Raw genomic sequence first — 16238 nt, 5'->3', positions numbered from 1 at the left:
CCGCCGAGGCCGCAGCCGACGGGAGATGCAGGGATTGAAACACAATAAAGGGCATGCCGAGGCTTCGCGGGTCCGGTTCGCCGGCAACACGTCGATCCAGAGGTTCGCCTGATGGGTGCCTATATCCTGCGCCGGCTGCTCCTGATGATCCCGACGATCATCGGGATCATGGCCATCTCCTTTGCCGTCGTGCAGTTCGCGCCGGGCGGCCCGGTTGAACAGGTGATTGCCGATCTTACCAATGCCGCCGGGTCCGACAGGCTGTCCGGCGCCGGAGGCGATCTCGTGCAGGGGGGCGGCGAGGGCGGCCAGTATCGCGGCGCGCAAGGGCTCGATCCGGAATTCATCGCCAAGCTCGAGAAGCAATTCGGCTTCGACAAGCCGCCACTCGAGCGCTTCGTCACGATGATGTGGAACTATGCCCGCTTCGATTTCGGCGAGAGCTTCTTCCGCAACACGTCCGTCATCGACCTCATCATCGAGAAGATGCCGGTGTCCATCTCGCTCGGAATCTGGATTCTCATCTTTTCCTACGCGATCTCAATCCCGCTCGGCATCAAGAAGGCGGTGTCGGATGGCTCGACCTTCGACGTGTGGACCTCCGGCGTCATCATCGTCGGCTACGCGGTGCCGAGCTTCCTCTTCGGCATTCTCCTGATCGTGCTTTTTGCCGGTGGGTCCTTCTTCGACTGGTTCCCCTTGCGCGGCCTCGTCTCCGATAATTTCCACGAGCTTCCCTGGTACCAGAAGATTCTCGACTATTTCTGGCATATGACGCTGCCGCTGATCACGCTCCTGCTCTCGGCCTTCGCGACGACGACGCTGCTCACCAAGAACTCCTTCATCGACGAGATCAAGAAGCAATATGTCACCACGGCGCGGGCCAAGGGGCTCGGCGAGCGGCAAGTGCTCTACGGCCACGTTTTCCGCAACGCCATGTTGATCATCATCGCCGGCTTCCCGGGTGCTTTCATCTCCGCCTTCTTCACCGGCTCGCTGCTCATCGAATATATCTTCTCCCTCGATGGGCTCGGCCGCCTCGGCTATGACGCGGTCGTCAAGCGCGACTATCCGATCGTCTTCGCGACGCTCTACATCTACTCGCTGATGGGCCTCGTCGTCAGCCTCATCTCGGACCTCATCTACACCTGGGTCGATCCCCGCATCGATTTCGAGCGGAGGGACGTCTGATGAGCACCGTCGCGACCTATGCCAAGACACCGGAAAAAGGCTGGTTGACGCCGATCGGGCGCCGCCGCTGGCAGAATTTCAAGGCGAACCGCCGCGGCTACTGGTCGTTCTGGATCTTCCTCCTGCTCTTCGGCCTCAGCCTGTTTGCGGAATTCATCGCCAACGACAAGCCGATCCTCGCCTCCTACAAAGGCGAGATCCTGTTTCCGGTGCTGATCGACTATCCGGAAGAGAAGTTCGGCGGGTTTCTCGCCGAAACCGACTACCGCTCCGACTTCATCCGCGACGAGATCGAGGCGAACGGCTGGGCGATCTGGCCGCCGATCCGCTATTCCTACCAGACGGTCAATTCCAACATCCCGCATTCGGCGCCAACGCCGCCCTTCTGGCTGATGAGCGAGGAAGAACGCTGCTCCGCCTACCCGCAAGGAGCGGCCGATCCGAACTGCATACTCGGCAACCTCAACTGGCTCGGCACCGACGACCAGGCGCGCGACGTTATGGCGCGGATGATCTACGGCTTCCGCATCTCCGTTCTCTTCGGCCTCGCTCTGACGATCGCCTCCGCCGTGATCGGGGTTTCGGCTGGCGCCGTGCAGGGCTATTTCGGCGGCTGGACTGACCTCCTCCTCCAGCGCTTCATCGAGATCTGGTCGTCGATGCCGGTGCTCTACATCCTGCTCATCATCGCCGCCATCCTGCCGCCTGGCTTCTTCATCCTGCTCGGCATCATGCTGCTCTTCTCCTGGGTCGGTTTCGTCGGCGTGGTCCGTGCCGAATTCCTGCGCGCCCGAAACTTCGAATACGTCAACGCTGCACGCGCGCTCGGCGTCGGCAACGGCACGATCATGTACCGGCACCTCTTGCCGAATGCGATGGTCGCGACGCTCACCTTCCTGCCCTTCATCCTTTCGGGCTCGATCACCACGCTTACCTCGCTCGACTTCCTCGGCTTCGGCATGCCGCCGGGATCGCCCTCGCTCGGCGAGATGATCGCCCAGGGCAAATCGAACTTGCAGGCGCCATGGTTGGGGCTCACCGCCTTCTTCGCCATGTCGATCATGCTGTCGCTCCTGATCTTCGTCGGCGAAGCAACGCGCGATGCCTTCGACCCGAGAAAGACGTTCCGGTGAGCGCGACGATGACAGACACCCTTCTCTCCGTGCGCGATCTCTCCGTCGCCTTCCACCAGGGCGGCGAAACCTCCATCGCCGTCGACCATATTTCCTTCGACATCCGCCGCGGCGAAACAGTCGCGCTCGTAGGCGAGTCCGGCTCCGGCAAATCGGTCTCGGCCAACTCGATCTTGAAGCTGCTGCCCTATCCGGCCGCAAGCCACCCCAGCGGGGAAATCGTCTTCAACGGGAAGGACCTCCTGAAAGCGAGCGATGCGGAACTCAGGCACGTGCGCGGCAACGACATTACGATGATCTTCCAGGAGCCGATGACGTCGCTCAATCCGCTGCACACAATCGAGCAGCAGATCGGCGAAATCCTGGAGCTCCATCAGGACGTCAAGGGTGCCGCCGCCCGCACGAAAACGCTGGAACTCCTGAACCAGGTCGGCATTCGCGAAGCGGAAAAACGCCTCGGCGCCTATCCGCACCAGCTTTCCGGCGGCCAGCGCCAGCGCGTCATGATCGCCATGGCGCTCGCCAACCGTCCGGAGCTCTTGATCGCCGACGAGCCGACGACGGCGCTTGATGTGACCGTGCAGGCGCAGATTCTCGAGCTCCTGAAATCGCTCAAGGACCAGCACGGCATGTCCATGCTGTTCATCACGCATGACCTCGGCATCGTCCGCAAGATCGCCGACCGCGTGTGCGTCATGACCAAGGGCAAGATCGTCGAGGCCGGCCCGACCGCCGAGATCTTCGCCAATCCCCAGCACGCCTATACCCGTCATCTGCTCGCCGCTGAACCCAAGGGCGAGCCGCCGGCTTCCGACGTTTCGAAACCGATCGTCATCGAAGCGAAGGACATGAAGGTCTGGTTTCCGATCAAGGCCGGCCTCCTGCGCCGCGTCGTCGACCATGTGAAGGCGGTCGATGGCGTCGATCTGACGCTTCGCTCCGGCCAGACTCTTGGGGTCGTTGGCGAATCGGGCTCCGGCAAGACGACGCTCGGTCTGGCGCTGACGCGGCTCATCTCATCGCAGGGCCGAATCGCTTTCGTCGGCAAGGATATCGACGCCTACAGCTTCCGTGAGATGCGGCCGCTCCGCAACCGGATGCAGATCGTCTTCCAGGATCCTTACGGGTCGCTCAGTCCGCGCATGTCCGTCGCCGATATCGTCGGCGAGGGGCTGAAGATTCACGAAAAGGCGCTCTCGGATGAAGAGCGCGACGCCCGCGTCGCCGCCGCTCTTCAAGAGGTCGGGCTCGATCCCGCCACCCGCTGGCGCTACCCGCACGAATTCTCCGGCGGTCAGCGCCAGCGCATCGCGATCGCCCGGGCGATGGTGTTGAAGCCGCAATTCGTCATGCTCGACGAGCCGACCTCGGCGCTCGACATGAGCGTGCAAGCGCAGGTGGTCGACCTTCTGCGTGACCTGCAGCGCAAGCACAATCTCGCCTATCTCTTCATCAGCCACGACTTGAAGGTCGTGCGGGCGCTCGCCAACGAGGTGATCGTCATGCGGACGGGGAAAGTGGTCGAGCAGGGTCCGGCCGAGCGCATCTTCAACGCGCCTACGGAAGATTATACCAAAGCGCTGATGGCCGCCGCCTTCAACCTCGAAGCCGTCAACCTCGCCGCCGTTCGTCAGTAGAGTATCCCAATGCCCGTAAAGAGCCCCGTGATCGTCGACCTGAAATTCATTCCGGAGGAGGTCGAAGCGGCGCTCCTCGGCGCCTTTCCCGATCGCGAGGTGATCAATCTTGCCGATTCCGCCCATGAACGGCGCGATCTTTCTGGCATCGACTACGCAGTCGTGTGGAAATCTGCGCCCGACCTCTTCTCCCGTGCCCCGAACCTCAAAGTCGTCTTTTCCGGCGGTGCCGGCGTCGACCACGTGCTGACGCTGCCGGGCCTGCCCGACGTGCCGCTCGTTCGCTTCGTCGACCGGACGCTGACGACGCGCATGAGCGAATGGGTCGTGATGCAGTGCCTCCTGCATCTTCGCCAGCATCGGGCCTATGAGGCGCTGGCGAGAAAGCACGAGTGGCGCGACCTCATCCAGCCGGAGGCCGCCGATGTGACCGTCGGCATCATGGGCATGGGCGTGCTCGGCCAGGATGCCGCGCGCAAGCTCCCAATGATGGGCTTCAAGGTGATCGGCTGGTCGCGCACGAAGCGCGCCGTCGAAGGCGTCGAGACCTATGACGCCGCCGGATTGGATAGATTTCTCGGCAGGACGGATTTCCTCGTCGGCCTCTTGCCGCTGACGCCGGATACCAGAGGGATCTTCAATGCCGACCTCTTCAAGAAGCTGAGCCGCAAGGGTCCGTTCGGCGCTCCGGTCTTCATCAATGCCGGCCGCGGCGGCAGCCAGGTGGAAAGCGACATCCTGCAATGTCTCGATAACGGCACCTTGCTCGCGGCTTCGCTCGACGTCTTCGAACGGGAGCCGCTCTCACCGGAAAGCCGCTTCTGGGACATGCCGAATGTCTATGTGACACCGCACGTGGCGGCGGCGTCAGATATCAAGGCGCTCTTTGCGCATGTCGAACACCAGATCGAGCGTTTCGAAAGCGGCCTGCCGCTGGAGCATGTGGTGGACAAGGTAGCCGGCTACTGACCTGCCTCCGCCGAGAATCACTACGAAGGCAATCGCGAGCGCGCCCCGAGCATGACTGTGCGAAGGATTGCCCCAGGCCCCTAGGGGCGGCGATACCCCGTCGGCTGATCATAAAGCCAGCCGATGCGGCGGATGGCGTCTTCCAGCCCTTCGCGCGCGACCGTCATCGTGTGGCCGTTGGCATGCACCAGCGTCTTCTCGTCCTCCATGATGGCGACGTGGCCCTTCCAGAAGATGAGATCGCCGCGCCTGAGTTCGTCGCGGCTGATCACCCGGCCGAGGCCGCTTGCCTGCATGTCGGAATCGCGCGGCGCGTTTCCCCCCGTCATCTGCATCGCGAGTTGCACGAGGCCCGAGCAATCGATGCCGAAGCCGGAGCGGCCGCCCCAGAGATAGGGGGTTTCGAGAAAACGGGTCGCGACCGCAACGTAATCGTCGCCGAGCGGGCTTCCTACGGGCACGCAATGATTGGCGACGATGGCCAAACCGCCGTCCAGCAGAAGATAGCGTGTGCCGCGCTTCTCCGCTTCCCCGGCAACGCTGAGCCGGCTTCCCATCGAGAGCGCGAAGGCCTGAGGAAAGCGCAAATCGGCACCGCGATAGATGAAGGTGCGCGGCACCGCGACGATATGGGTCGCCGGAGCTTGCGGCGGCTTCACCGTATCCTCAGGCACGTAGCCGACATAGCCGTCGAGATCGGATTTGACCCACGCCCATCCGTCGGCGACATCGAGCACGCGAACGGTTTCGCCATAGAGCAATTCCGTGTCCGTGCCGCAGGCAAGCTCGGGCCTAGCCCTGAGCGGCGTCACCGGCGCCGCCATCTGCGCCGGCGTGCCTTCGACAAAGCGCTTTGCCTCTACCAGACCGCGCAGACGCTCCTCCGCGAGGTCTTCGCGATAGGCATTGAGACGACGATCAAGCGTTTCGGGCATGGCAGGTCTCATAGTTTCCGGCCCTGATTGATGATCAGATCGCCAAGTTTTTCAAGATAAAGCGCGCCTTCAACTGTGCGCTTAATGATGACATTACGCCTGTCGCGCTCGTCGCGCACGCGATCGACGAGCCCGAGCGATCCCATCGTATCGAGCGCGCGCGTGATCACCGGCTTCGTCACCCCGAGCGTTGCGGCGAGACCGCGCACTGTATGTGGAGGCGGCACGAGATAGATCTGCAGGAGAATCGCCATCTGACGCAAGGTCAAATCGCGGCTGTCGACGCGCACCTGCTCGAGCGAGACGGCGTGCCAGAGCCTCAGCGCTTGGGAGGGCGTCAGTTCGACCGGCAAGGGAAACTCCTGCGTAAACCACGTCGCCGCACCATAGCGAGACGATCGTTACGCAAGCGTTTCTTTTGCCAGTCGATTTGCGGCGGAGAAGCTTACCCCGCGATCCGCCCAATATGATGGTAGAGCGCCCGGATCGCCTGCGCTTCGCCACCAACCAGGGAATGCGGGCGCTCCGATTGTGCCCAGCCGAAAATGTCGAGATGCACCCAGCTCTTCGCATTGGTGACAAAGCGCTTGAGGAAGAGCGCCGCCGTGATCGAGCCCGCCATGCCGCCGGAAGGCGCATTGGTGAGGTCCGCAATGCGCGCGGATATATCCTTGTCGTAGCCCATGTAGAGCGGCATTCGCCAGATCGGGTCGTCGACGTCAAGGCTCGCCTCGGCAAGATCGTGGGCCAGTTCCTCGTCGTCTGTGAAGAAGGGCGGCAGATCGGGGCCGAGGGCGACGCGGGCAGCACCCGTCAGTGTCGCCATGTCGATGATGAGATCGGTCTTCTCCTCGTCGGCATAGGCGAGCGCGTCGGCAAGGATCAGGCGACCTTCAGCATCGGTGTTGTCGATCTGCACCGTCAGACCCTTGCGGCTCCGGTAGATGTCGCCCGGCCGGAAGGCGTTCCCCGAGACCGAGTTCTCGACGACCGGGACGATGACACGCAGATCGACCTTGAGCTTCGCGTCCATGATCATCAACGCGAGACCCATCACATTGGCCGCACCGCCCATGTCCTTCTTCATCAGAAGCATCGAGGCTGCCGGTTTGATATCGAGGCCGCCGGTGTCGAAGCAGACGCCTTTGCCGACAAGCGTCACTTTCCTGTGCCCCTTTTTGCCCCAGCGCATTTCGAGGAGCCGCGGCGCCTCGGCGCTGGCGCGGCCGACAGTGTGCACCAGCGGGAAGTTCTGGGTGAGCAGAGCTTCGCCGGAGATGACCGAAACATCGGCCTTGTAGTGGCCGGCGAGCGCCCGGAAGGCGGCCTCCAGCGCTTCCGGGCCCATGTCGTTGGTCGGCGTGTTGATCAGGTCGCGCGCGAGGAACACGCCGGCAAGCTGCCGTTTGATGTCTGTCGCGTCGGCGTCGGCCGGGATCAGCAGCGTCGGCGCCTCCGCCTTCGCCGCCTTGTAGCGCTCGAACCGGTAGGAGCCGAGACCATAGCCGAGCGCCAGGCGGTTGGCCGTAAGCGGCGCCGTTTCGATATGCCATTTACCGGCCGGCAGCGCACGGGCGAGCTTGCCGGTGAGGAAGGGCGCTTCGGAAGGATTGGCGCCAAGCCCGAACAGGGCGCCGCCGAGATGGCCGTCGGCCGACGGGATGAGCAGGACGGCGCCGGATTCCGCCTTGAAGCCCGCCTTCTTCGCCCAATCGAGCGCGATCGGATCGATGCTCCCCGTTTCGATATGCGCCGGCGTCACCGCGAAGATCGGCAGCGTCTTGCCGTTGCTGGTGTTGAACGGCGACGGCCGTTCGATGAACTGATAGGGAGCCATGGGAGTCCTCGACTGACGGATGCGGATTACTGCACGGATTGCCTCGACCGGACTCGATCGAGGCAATCCGTGCAGCGATTCAGAGTGCTGCAGCGACCTTTGCGCGTCCGATCAGACGCGGGGCGCTGTAGGTATTAACGCTCTGTTAGGGTTAACAGATTATTGCTGGAGTGAAAGTTGCGCCGCTGGTGTTCGGAGTTCCGGTGCGAATGCATGCTGGGGCTCGATTATTATGCAACACACTCCCTCCTCCCACCTGCGTCGCCTCGCACTGGGTACCGCCGTCGCGCTGATGGTGCTGACGCTTGGCGGCTGCGCCGGTCAGCAGGGCAAGAAGGAACTGACGACAGGCTCGATCCCGAAGCTCTCGAGGCCCGTGCAGTCGATGAATGCGACCGAGCTTGCCGCCGCAGCCGAAAGCATCGGCCAAGCCTATGAGCGCAATCCGAAGGACCGCGAGGCGGGCCTCAACTACGCCAACCTCCTGCGCATGACCGGGCGCAACGAGCAGGCACTTGCGGTTATGCAGCAGGTGGCGATCAACCATCCGACGGACCGCGAAGTGCTCGGCGCCTATGGCAAGGCGCAGGCCGCCGCGGGGCAACTGGAGCAGGCGCTTGCGACCATCAACCGGGCGCAGACGCCCGATCGGCCCGACTGGAAGCTGAAATCGGCGGAAGGCGCGATTCTCGATCAGCTCGGCCGCTCCGGCGAGGCACGCCTGCGCTACCGCGAGGCGCTCGATCTCAAGCCCAACGAGCCCTCGGTGCTCTCCAACCTCGGCATGTCCTATCTCCTGACGAAGGACTTGCGGACGGCCGAGACCTATCTCAAATCGGCGGCAAGCCAGCCGGGCGCCGACAGCAGCGTCCGGCAGAACCTCGCGCTCGCGATCGGCCTGCAGGGGCGCTTCCAGGAGGCCGAGACGATCGCGCGTGCGGAACTGACGCCCGAGCAGGCGGAAGCGAATGTCGCTTATCTGCGTTCGATGCTGTCGCAGCAGGGCGCCTGGAAGCAGCTCGCAAAGGCGGACGACGCGAATACGAATTAGGTCGGTTTAGGTCTTCCGCCCATTGCCATTGGCAGCAATTCCACCGTTATCGTCGGTCTCGGCTCGAGGCTTCAATTACAAGCCCCTGCATGGCGTATCGGATATGGCGCAAACGGCATTTCGAGCCTGCAGGGTCCGTACGTGGATCCTCGGGTCAAGCCCGAGGATGACAGCGCGGGAGGGACGCTCCAAACACACCTCTCGCGCCGGAATATGTCGCTGCTCTCGAAGGCCCTTGCGTGAATTGGCTTCCTCTGCATTCGTCATCCTCGGGCTTGACCCGAGGATCCACGCACAAGCATTGAAACGGCAAACACTCTAAAACTTATCCGCCACTTGTATCCCCGCCGGGCCGAGAATGACGGCGACGAGCACCGGCAGGAAAAAGAGGATCATCGGCACGGTGAGCTTCGGCGGCAGCGCTGCGGCCTTTTTTTCCGCCGCGGTCATTCGTTGGTCGCGGCTTTCCTGAGCCAGCACGCGCAAAGCTTGCGCCACCGGCGTGCCGTAGCGGTCCGCCTGGATCAAGGCCTGCGTCACCGATTTCACCTCTTCGAGGCCTGTGCGCAGGCCGAGATTCTCGAGGGCGACGCGCCGGTCGGGCAGGAAGGAGAGCTCCGCCGTCGTCAGCACCAACTCCTCTGCGAGCGGCGGCGATTGCGCGGCGATCTCATCGGCGACGCGGCGCATGGCGACCTCCATCGAGACGCCCGATTCGACGCAGATCAGCAGGAGATCGAGCGCGTCCGGCCAGGCGCGGCGGATGGAATGCTGACGCTTGGAAATGGCATTCGCGATGAAGATGTTCGGGGCATAGAAGCCGACATAGGCGAAGCCGATGGCGAAGCACAGCCTCAGCATGAACGGTTTCTCGGCAAAGGTCCCGAGGACGAAAATATAGAGGACCGCGAGGATGAGAAACAGGAACGGCAGGCAGAAGCGGGCGAAAAGGAAGGTGTTGAGCGCGTTCTGCGAGCGGTAACCGGCCGTCTTCAGGCGGTTGACGGTATTGTCGTCGACCAGCGCCTTTTTCAGGTTCAGCCGGTCCACGATCTCCCTGACCGACGTGTTGTGCTGCGTCCTGAGGCTCGCCCTGCCGTTCGTGACCTCGGCATTCAGGCGCGCGCGTTCACGGGCGCGGATCTGTTCGCGTTCGGTCGCGACCGATTTCATCCGCTTCGCAAGATCCCCGCGCTCGAAGAACGGAGTGACGAGCGAATAAAACGTCGCCAGCACGGCCAGCGACACGAGCGCGGCCATGATGACGTTCGGATCGGTGAGTGTCTCTATCCAGCCGTCCACCAGTAGCTCGCCCTTCAAATATCGAAGTTGATCATGTTGCGCATCACCCAGATGCCGATGCTCATCCAGACGGCAGAGGCGCCCATGATGATATGGCCGCGCGGGTCGGTGAAGAGGATCGTCATGTAGTCGGGCGAGGTCAGGTAGACGAGCGTCGCGACGATGAAGGGGAGCGCGCCGATGATGCAGGCGGACGCCTTGGCCTCCATGGAAAGCGCATTGACCTTGGCCTTCATCTTCTTGCGTTCGCGCAGCACCTTGGAGAGATTGCCGAGCGCCTCGGAGAGATTGCCGCCCGCCTGCGCCTGGATCGCGATGACGATCGCGAAGAAATTCACCTCCGGCAGCGGGACACTATGGATCATGCGGGCGCAGGCTTCGGGAACGTTGAGGCCCACCTGCTGGGATTCGACGACGCGGCGGAATTCCGTCCTCACCGGCTCCTGCCCATCGCTGGCGATCAGCCGCAGCGCGTCGTTAAGCGGCAGACCGGATTTGATCGAACGGACCATGACGTCGAGCGCGTTTGGAAATTCCTCCAGGAACTTCTTGCAGCGACGCTTGATCATCGAGCCGACGACCCAGCGCGGCAGGCCGGCGGCACCGACGAGGGCGACGCCCGCGGCAATCAGCGGCCCGGCGCCCGTCAAAAGGACCACGACGAAGGCGAAGAGGCCGAAAAGCGCGCTCACGACATAGAACTGCGTGAGCGACATCGAGAGATTGGCCTGGGCCAGGCGCTTCTTCATCGAAGTCGCCGTATTGGCGGATTTTTCCTGCTGCTTCTTTTCGAGTTCCTTCAGCGAATCCTGAACGGATTTCCGCCGCTTCGACATCTCGTTGACACGGTCACGCGCCGCTTTGATCTTGGTCCGGTCGGTTTCCGCGGCGCCGACGCGGCGCAGCCGGCCCTCGGCCTTCTTCTCGTTCTCGATGCGGGAATAGAGCAGACCATAGGCGAGCGCCGCCGCCGCCAGCGCGACGAGGCCGGCCAGTGCCAGGACGGTGATGTCTATGCCGAACATCGCTCGGTCTGTCCCTTCGGTCCATTGGCCGGCGCGGACGAAAGGCCGCGTAGGCTCAAGCCTGTTCTATTGCTTTTCCATCGCATCGAGGGTCGCGGCGAGCCGCTTGTCCTCGTTGAAATAGCGGGCCCGATCCCAGAAATGCGGCCGGCCGATGCCGGTCGAGACGTGGCGGCCGATGATACGGCCGTTGGCGTCCTCGCCGTCGATTTCGTAGCGCATCAGGTCCTGGGTGATGATGACGTCGCCTTCCATGCCGACCACCTCGGTGACGTGGGTGATGCGGCGCGAGCCGTCGCGCAGGCGCGAGGCCTGGATGATGACGTCGACCGAGCCGGAAATGATCTCGCGAACGGTCTTGGCCGGCAGCGTGTAGCCGCCCATGGCGATCATCGATTCCATACGGCTCAGGCACTCGCGCGGCGTATTGGCGTGGATCGTTCCCATGGAGCCGTCGTGACCGGTGTTCATCGCCTGGAGCAGGTCGAAGACCTCCGGGCCGCGCACTTCGCCGACGATAATGCGTTCCGGTCGCATGCGCAGGCAGTTTTTCACGAGGTCGCGCATGGTGATCTCGCCCTCGCCCTCGATGTTCGGTGGACGCGTTTCGAGGCGAACGACGTGCGGCTGCTGCAATTGCAGTTCGGCCGAGTCCTCGCAGGTGATGATCCGTTCGGTGCTGTCGATGTAGCGCGTCAGGCAGTTGAGTAGCGTCGTCTTGCCGGAGCCGGTGCCGCCGGAGATGACAATGTTACAGCGGACGCGGCCGATGATCTGCAGGAGGACGGCGCCTTCGGGCGTGATCGAGCCGAAGCGCACCAATTGCTCCAGCGTCAGCTTGTCCTTCTTGAACTTGCGGATCGTGAGCGCCGCGCCATCGATCGCGAGCGGCGGAGCGATGACGTTGACGCGCGACCCGTCCGGCAGGCGCGCGTCGCAGATCGGGCTCGATTCGTCGACGCGTCGGCCGACCTGGCTGACGATGCGCTGGCAGATCGACAAGAGCTGCGCGTTATCGCGGAAGCGAACCTCCGATTCCTCCACCTTGCCGCCGACTTCGATGAAGGTCTGGCCGGCGCCGTTGACCATGATGTCGGCGATGTCGTCGCGCGCCAAGAGCGGTTCGAGCGGCCCGTAGCCGAGCACGTCGTTGCAGATGTCGTCGAGCAGTTCCTCCTGCTCAGCGATCGACATCGCGAAATTCTTGATGGTGATGATGTCGTTGACGATATCGCGGATTTCTTCGCGGGCGCTCTCGGTGTCGAGTTTTGAGAGCTGCGAGAGGTCGATCGTGTCGATCAGCGCGGAAAAGACCTGCGACTTGGTATCGTAATAGTCCTCCGCCCGCGGTGCACGCCGGCGCGCTGGCTGCGCGGCCGGTTGCGGCCGCGACGGTTGAGCAGCCGGCTCACTCAGGACCGGCGCGGCGGAACGCTCCATGATCGCCGTCGGTGCGGCCGGCGGCGCAGCCACGGGAGCTTTCGCGCCGCCCTTGCCAAAACCCTCGTTTCCGCGTTTGCCAAACATCACTTAATTCCGGTTGCTTCAGATGGAGCTCGAGCAGATGCGGGCGCCTACCGCCTGCCGAGCTTTGCCAAGACCTTGCCGAGGCCGCCGCGGCGCGCCTTCTTGATTGCAGTACGCCCGGTGAGGAGATGGGCGAGCTGCGAGAAGGTTTCCGCCGCCGGCGATTTCCTATCGATTTCCGCGATCATGCGGCCGCTGTTGGAGGCATTGCCGAAGAGCACCGCGTCGAAGGGGATGATCGCCGCTGCCTCCACCTCCAGCGATTCGCAGAACTCATTGGGAGCGATTTCCGGACGCTTGGGCATGCCCACCTGGTTCAAGACGAGATGCGGGACCCGGTCGTTCGGCCGGAGCTTTTTGAGGGCATCGAGCAGGTTCTTCGTGTTCCTGAGGGTCGCAAGGTCGGGAACGGCGGTGATCACGACTTCGTCGGCTTCGCCGAGGACCGTGCGGGTCCAGTCTGACCAGGCATGCGGAATGTCGAGCACCGAAACCGGGGCGCTACGCTGGAGGACTTCGAGAATCGGATGAAAGGCGCCGGCCTCGAAATCATAGGCGCGGTCGAGCATCGAGGGTGCGGCGAGCAGCGACAGATGCTCGGAGCACTTGGTGAGGAGCCGGTCGACGAAGACTTCGTCCAGTCGCTCCGGCGCGAAAACCGCCTCGGCGATCCCCTGCGGCGGATCCTGGTCGAAGTCGATGTTCGCAGTGCCATAGGGCAGGTCGAGATCGGCGAGGATCGTCTCGGTCGAAAACAGGTTGGAGATGCCCCAGGCGCAATTGTGCGCGATGACGGACGAACCGCAGCCGCCCTTCGCGCCGATGAAGGCGAGGCTGCGGCCAAGCGGCTCGGCCTCCGGATCGACGAAGATCGCCGAGACCGCCGTCAGGATATCGGCCATTCCGACCGGCGCGACCATGTATTCGGAGATGCCGTTCTTGATCAGCTCGCGATAGAGCGCGATATCGTTGTGACGGCCGATGATGACGACCTTCGTGCTCGGGTCGCAGACTTGGGCAAGCGGCGCGAGTTCGGAAAGCAGCAATTTGGGCTCGGTCCCGGTTTCGAGGATGATCAGGTTGGGCGTCGAGACGCTCGCAAACATGTTCGCCGCGGCAGCGATGCTGCCCCCGGTGATGCGCAGGCTCACCTTCGCCATGCGGCGGTCCTGGCCGCAGCGCTCCATCAACCGCTGTACTGCCTCGCTCTCGCAGAAGGCATGAATCGAAATGCGCGGCAGCGGCCGGAGCTGGTCGAGATCGCCCGGACGCGTCGCGTCCGCGGAAAAGTCGGCCGCTCCGCCATTGTCGATCGTGTATTCAATAGCGCTCATCGCTTTTCCTCGAAGAAGCTTCGCATCAGTTGAAGACGATCGTCGTTCCGCCGTCGTCCGTATCGGTGCCGCGCCAGGTCTTGATCACTTCGCCGCGCTGCTCCGCGTCGATCGGCGACATCTGGCGCGGACCGATGAGGTCCGTCGGATTGGCAATCTGGGCGGCGAGATTGGACTGCGAGGCGCAGCCGAAATTGTAATAGTTACGATTCTCCAGCGTATTCAGCGTCACATCTTCCGGCCATTCGCCACAGGGCGCCGTCTGTGCAGTAATCGCGACATAGCTCAGGCGGATAGGCGCGGCGTCACCCGTCGCGCCGGCATCGTAGCTGGTTTCGAGGATCTTCTTCGGCGACACGCCCGTTGCCGCGAGCAGACGCCGGATTTCCTTGCGGACGATCTGCGCAGCATGGCTGTTCACCGATCCGCGCGGCAGCATGATCTGGATGACGCCGCTCGACGCGTTTCGGTATTCGGCGGCAAAACCGCGGATCACATCGCGCGTGCCCTGGGTGAGCCGTGTGTCGCCGGAGGCGACGGGTATGTCGATCGTCCGCTCTCCCTCGGCAATGACGATCGGGTGGCGCGTACGGTAGTCGTCGGCGATCGAGCCGGTCGCGAGCTTGTCCTTGTTGGCGCAGCCCGCAAGCAGGCCGGCGAGAATGGCGACTGCGGCCACGCGGAACGGAAAGCGGTTCAGGGCCATTGGACGCTGCCTTTCAAGGCTGTTTGGAGCTGCGCTTCGCTTCTTCATGACCCGACCTATTTGTAGATGAAGCCGACATTGCCGTGATAGCGGCCGACGGGGGGCTGGACTTCCGGTCGACCATAGATCCGGTTGACTCGGCCAAGGAAAAAGCTCTCGACATCATTGGCCGGATTGAAATTGTCGTCCGGACGAGAAATCGCGCTGCGGGCGACCGGGCGCACGAGATAGGGTGTCGCGATGATGACGAGCTCCGTCTCGTTGCGCTGGAAGTCCTTGCTGCGGAAGAGCGTGCCGAGGATCGGGATCTTCGAAGCGGCAGGCAGGCCCGACATCGCCTGACGGATATTGTCCTGCACGAGACCGGCGATGACGATCGAGCCGCCGGACGGCAGTTCGACGCTGGTGGAGGCTTCGCGTCTGCGGATGCCGAGGAAGGTATTGCCGGGGATGCTGGCCGTACTGTTTCCGGTGACGACCGAGCCTTCATAAGTCGGCTCGGACACATCCGTCTGGATCTGCAGGCTGATGCGGCCAGGGCCGAGAACGACCGGCTTGAAGTTCAGCCTGATGCCATATTCGACGTCGTTGACCTCGCGCGCGACAGTGGGTACGCCCGTGTCTTCATCCGTGCTGACTTCCTGAACGCCCGCAAGCCGAAATTCGCCGCCAACGTAAAACTTCGCCTCCTGGCCGGAGATCGCCGTGAGACTCGGCTCGGCCAGAGTGCGCATGACCCCGGCCTGCTCCATCGCGTTGATGTAGCTGGAAATAGTGGTGGGGCCGATCGAGCCCTTGATGAGCGCGTTCGTTCCGACTGCGATCGCGTCGCCGAGATTGGCGGGGTTGCGGAAACTGATGCCGCTTTCGCCGTCGGAGACGCGTCCGTTGAAGCCGAGCTGTTTCAGCACCTGACGGCTGACCTCTGCCACGGTCACCTTCAACGTGACCTGGTCATCACCCTCGATCGTCAGCAGGTTGACGATCTGCGAGGTCTGGCGATCTTCGGCGAAGATGTCGGCGTCGCCGTTGTTGCCTTGGGCAGTGATGTTGCGGGTCGTCGCCTCGCCGCCTTTCAGGAAGGCGCGGGCGAGATCGACTGCCTTGGTGGAGTCGAGCGGCGTGCGCACCGTGCCGGTCAAGACGACGTTGTCGGAGATGATCTCGACGTTGATGTCGGAATCGGGGATGAAACGGCGCAGGTTCGTCTCGAGGCCGGAGACATCGCGCTCGACGGCGACCTCGAGGCTGACGATCTCCTCGCCTTGAGGACCGAAGACGAAGATATTCGTCTGGCCGACCGACTTGCCGAAAAGATAGATTCGCCGGGAGGTGCGTGTGACCGCATCGGCGAGCGACGGGTCGGCAACGAGGATATCATGGGCATCCGCCGGCAGGTCGACGACGACCGCCTTGTTGAGGCCGAGATTGATGATCTTCCGTGCGCCCGGCCCGCTTTCGACAATCCGGACGACAGACGAGGCCGCCGCCTCGGCCGTCGGAATCCTCATGCCCGAAAACGCCAGGCAGAAGGAGAGGCCGGCTGCGAGTGTGGCCCGAAATTTATGTCCGTTCCGCTTCACCTTACGAC

14 protein-coding genes are annotated in these 16238 nt (G+C 63.1%); 5 read left to right on the top strand and 9 right to left on the bottom strand.

Translation table 11 applies throughout. The features are described from left to right. Positions 1 to 111 precede the first annotated feature (111 nt). The 4 genes from AYK65_RS00555 to AYK65_RS00540 are packed head-to-tail and all read left to right on the top strand — an operon-like array spanning position 112 to position 4930. Positions 112 to 1191, top strand: a complete 1080-nt coding sequence (locus tag AYK65_RS00555) for a microcin C ABC transporter permease YejB (RefSeq protein WP_046118098.1) — start codon at positions 112 to 114, stop codon at positions 1189 to 1191. Continuing rightward, the gene (locus AYK65_RS00550) at positions 1191 to 2324 is read left to right on the top strand and encodes an ABC transporter permease (RefSeq protein WP_026616699.1); all 1134 of its coding nucleotides are present in this window, start codon (positions 1191 to 1193) and stop codon (positions 2322 to 2324) included. Before AYK65_RS00555 ends, AYK65_RS00550 begins: the two co-directional genes overlap by 1 nt. An 8-nt stretch (positions 2325 to 2332) precedes the next feature. Further along, on the top strand, positions 2333 to 3961 hold the full coding sequence (locus tag AYK65_RS00545) for an ABC transporter ATP-binding protein (protein ID WP_046118134.1): 1629 nt from the start codon (positions 2333 to 2335) through the stop codon (positions 3959 to 3961). A 9-nt stretch (positions 3962 to 3970) separates the two neighbouring features. After that, positions 3971 to 4930 (top strand): 2-hydroxyacid dehydrogenase, encoded by a 960-nt coding sequence (locus AYK65_RS00540; protein ID WP_081157766.1) that lies wholly within the window; start codon positions 3971 to 3973, stop codon positions 4928 to 4930. Between the two features lie 80 nt (positions 4931 to 5010). Here the strand turns inward: AYK65_RS00540 and AYK65_RS00535 are convergent, their stop codons facing one another. The 3 genes from AYK65_RS00535 to AYK65_RS00525 all read right to left on the bottom strand — a co-directional run bounded on the left by AYK65_RS00535 (position 5011) and on the right by AYK65_RS00525 (position 7702). Beyond that, complete coding sequence (locus tag AYK65_RS00535; protein ID WP_081157765.1) at positions 5011 to 5865, bottom strand: C40 family peptidase; 855 nt, start codon at positions 5863 to 5865, stop codon at positions 5011 to 5013. A gap of 8 nt (positions 5866 to 5873) precedes the next feature. Continuing rightward, positions 5874 to 6218: a MarR family transcriptional regulator gene (locus AYK65_RS00530; protein ID WP_026616695.1), complete on the bottom strand. Its 345-nt coding sequence runs from the start codon at positions 6216 to 6218 to the stop codon at positions 5874 to 5876. 92 nt (positions 6219 to 6310) lie between these two features. After that, positions 6311 to 7702: a leucyl aminopeptidase family protein gene (locus tag AYK65_RS00525; RefSeq protein ID WP_081157764.1), complete on the bottom strand. Its 1392-nt coding sequence runs from the start codon at positions 7700 to 7702 to the stop codon at positions 6311 to 6313. 232 nt (positions 7703 to 7934) lie between these two features. Here AYK65_RS00525 and AYK65_RS00520 point away from each other — a divergent pair, with 232 nt between their 5' ends. Next, a complete protein-coding gene (locus tag AYK65_RS00520; RefSeq protein ID WP_139015797.1) occupies positions 7935 to 8753 on the top strand; it encodes a tetratricopeptide repeat protein in 819 nt (272 codons plus the stop codon). Between the two features lie 318 nt (positions 8754 to 9071). Here AYK65_RS00520 and AYK65_RS00515 read toward each other — a convergent pair whose 3' ends face one another. The 6 genes from AYK65_RS00515 to AYK65_RS00490 form a co-directional block, all read right to left on the bottom strand. Beyond that, on the bottom strand, positions 9072 to 10055 hold the full coding sequence (locus AYK65_RS00515) for a type II secretion system F family protein (protein ID WP_081157763.1): 984 nt from the start codon (positions 10053 to 10055) through the stop codon (positions 9072 to 9074). 14 nt (positions 10056 to 10069) lie between these two features. Next, positions 10070 to 11080, bottom strand: coding sequence for a type II secretion system F family protein (locus tag AYK65_RS00510; protein WP_046118095.1), 1011 nt, complete (start codon positions 11078 to 11080; stop codon positions 10070 to 10072). A gap of 66 nt (positions 11081 to 11146) precedes the next feature. Beyond that, positions 11147 to 12607 carry a TadA family conjugal transfer-associated ATPase gene (locus tag AYK65_RS00505; protein ID WP_046118094.1) on the bottom strand — a complete coding sequence of 487 codons (1461 nt, stop codon included), beginning with the start codon at positions 12605 to 12607 and terminating at the stop codon, positions 11147 to 11149. A gap of 47 nt (positions 12608 to 12654) precedes the next feature. Continuing rightward, on the bottom strand, positions 12655 to 13941 hold the full coding sequence (locus AYK65_RS00500; protein ID WP_046119740.1) for a CpaE/TadZ family protein: 1287 nt from the start codon (positions 13939 to 13941) through the stop codon (positions 12655 to 12657). Positions 13942 to 13966: 25 nt separating this feature from the next. Beyond that, the gene (locus AYK65_RS00495; RefSeq protein ID WP_081157762.1) at positions 13967 to 14647 is read right to left on the bottom strand and encodes a CpaD family pilus assembly protein; all 681 of its coding nucleotides are present in this window, start codon (positions 14645 to 14647) and stop codon (positions 13967 to 13969) included. Positions 14648 to 14703: 56 nt separating this feature from the next. Continuing rightward, a complete protein-coding gene (locus tag AYK65_RS00490; protein ID WP_234706783.1) occupies positions 14704 to 16158 on the bottom strand; it encodes a type II and III secretion system protein family protein in 1455 nt (484 codons plus the stop codon). Between the last annotated feature and the right edge of the window lie 80 nt (positions 16159 to 16238).

This window comes from Ensifer aridi (genome assembly GCF_002078505.1).
Classification (GTDB): domain Bacteria; phylum Pseudomonadota; class Alphaproteobacteria; order Rhizobiales; family Rhizobiaceae; genus Sinorhizobium; species Sinorhizobium aridi.
Note: the sequence above shows the minus strand (reverse complement) of the source record. Positions and strands in the feature narration are given on the sequence as shown.

Coding starts and splice junctions, on each gene's coding strand:
- AYK65_RS00525 (WP_081157764.1), bottom strand. CDS start 7,702: ATGGCTCCCTATCAGTTCATCGAACGGCCGTCGCCGTTCAACACCAGC.
- AYK65_RS00555 (WP_046118098.1), top strand. CDS start 112: ATGGGTGCCTATATCCTGCGCCGGCTGCTCCTGATGATCCCGACGATC.
- AYK65_RS00520 (WP_139015797.1), top strand. CDS start 7,935: ATGCAACACACTCCCTCCTCCCACCTGCGTCGCCTCGCACTGGGTACC.
- AYK65_RS00540 (WP_081157766.1), top strand. CDS start 3,971: ATGCCCGTAAAGAGCCCCGTGATCGTCGACCTGAAATTCATTCCGGAG.
- AYK65_RS00535 (WP_081157765.1), bottom strand. CDS start 5,865: ATGCCCGAAACGCTTGATCGTCGTCTCAATGCCTATCGCGAAGACCTC.
- AYK65_RS00495 (WP_081157762.1), bottom strand. CDS start 14,647: ATGGCCCTGAACCGCTTTCCGTTCCGCGTGGCCGCAGTCGCCATTCTC.
- AYK65_RS00550 (WP_026616699.1), top strand. CDS start 1,191: ATGAGCACCGTCGCGACCTATGCCAAGACACCGGAAAAAGGCTGGTTG.
- AYK65_RS00505 (WP_046118094.1), bottom strand. CDS start 12,607: ATGTTTGGCAAACGCGGAAACGAGGGTTTTGGCAAGGGCGGCGCGAAA.
- AYK65_RS00490 (WP_234706783.1), bottom strand. CDS start 16,158: ATGAGGATTCCGACGGCCGAGGCGGCGGCCTCGTCTGTCGTCCGGATT.
- AYK65_RS00500 (WP_046119740.1), bottom strand. CDS start 13,941: ATGAGCGCTATTGAATACACGATCGACAATGGCGGAGCGGCCGACTTT.
- AYK65_RS00545 (WP_046118134.1), top strand. CDS start 2,333: ATGACAGACACCCTTCTCTCCGTGCGCGATCTCTCCGTCGCCTTCCAC.
- AYK65_RS00510 (WP_046118095.1), bottom strand. CDS start 11,080: ATGTTCGGCATAGACATCACCGTCCTGGCACTGGCCGGCCTCGTCGCG.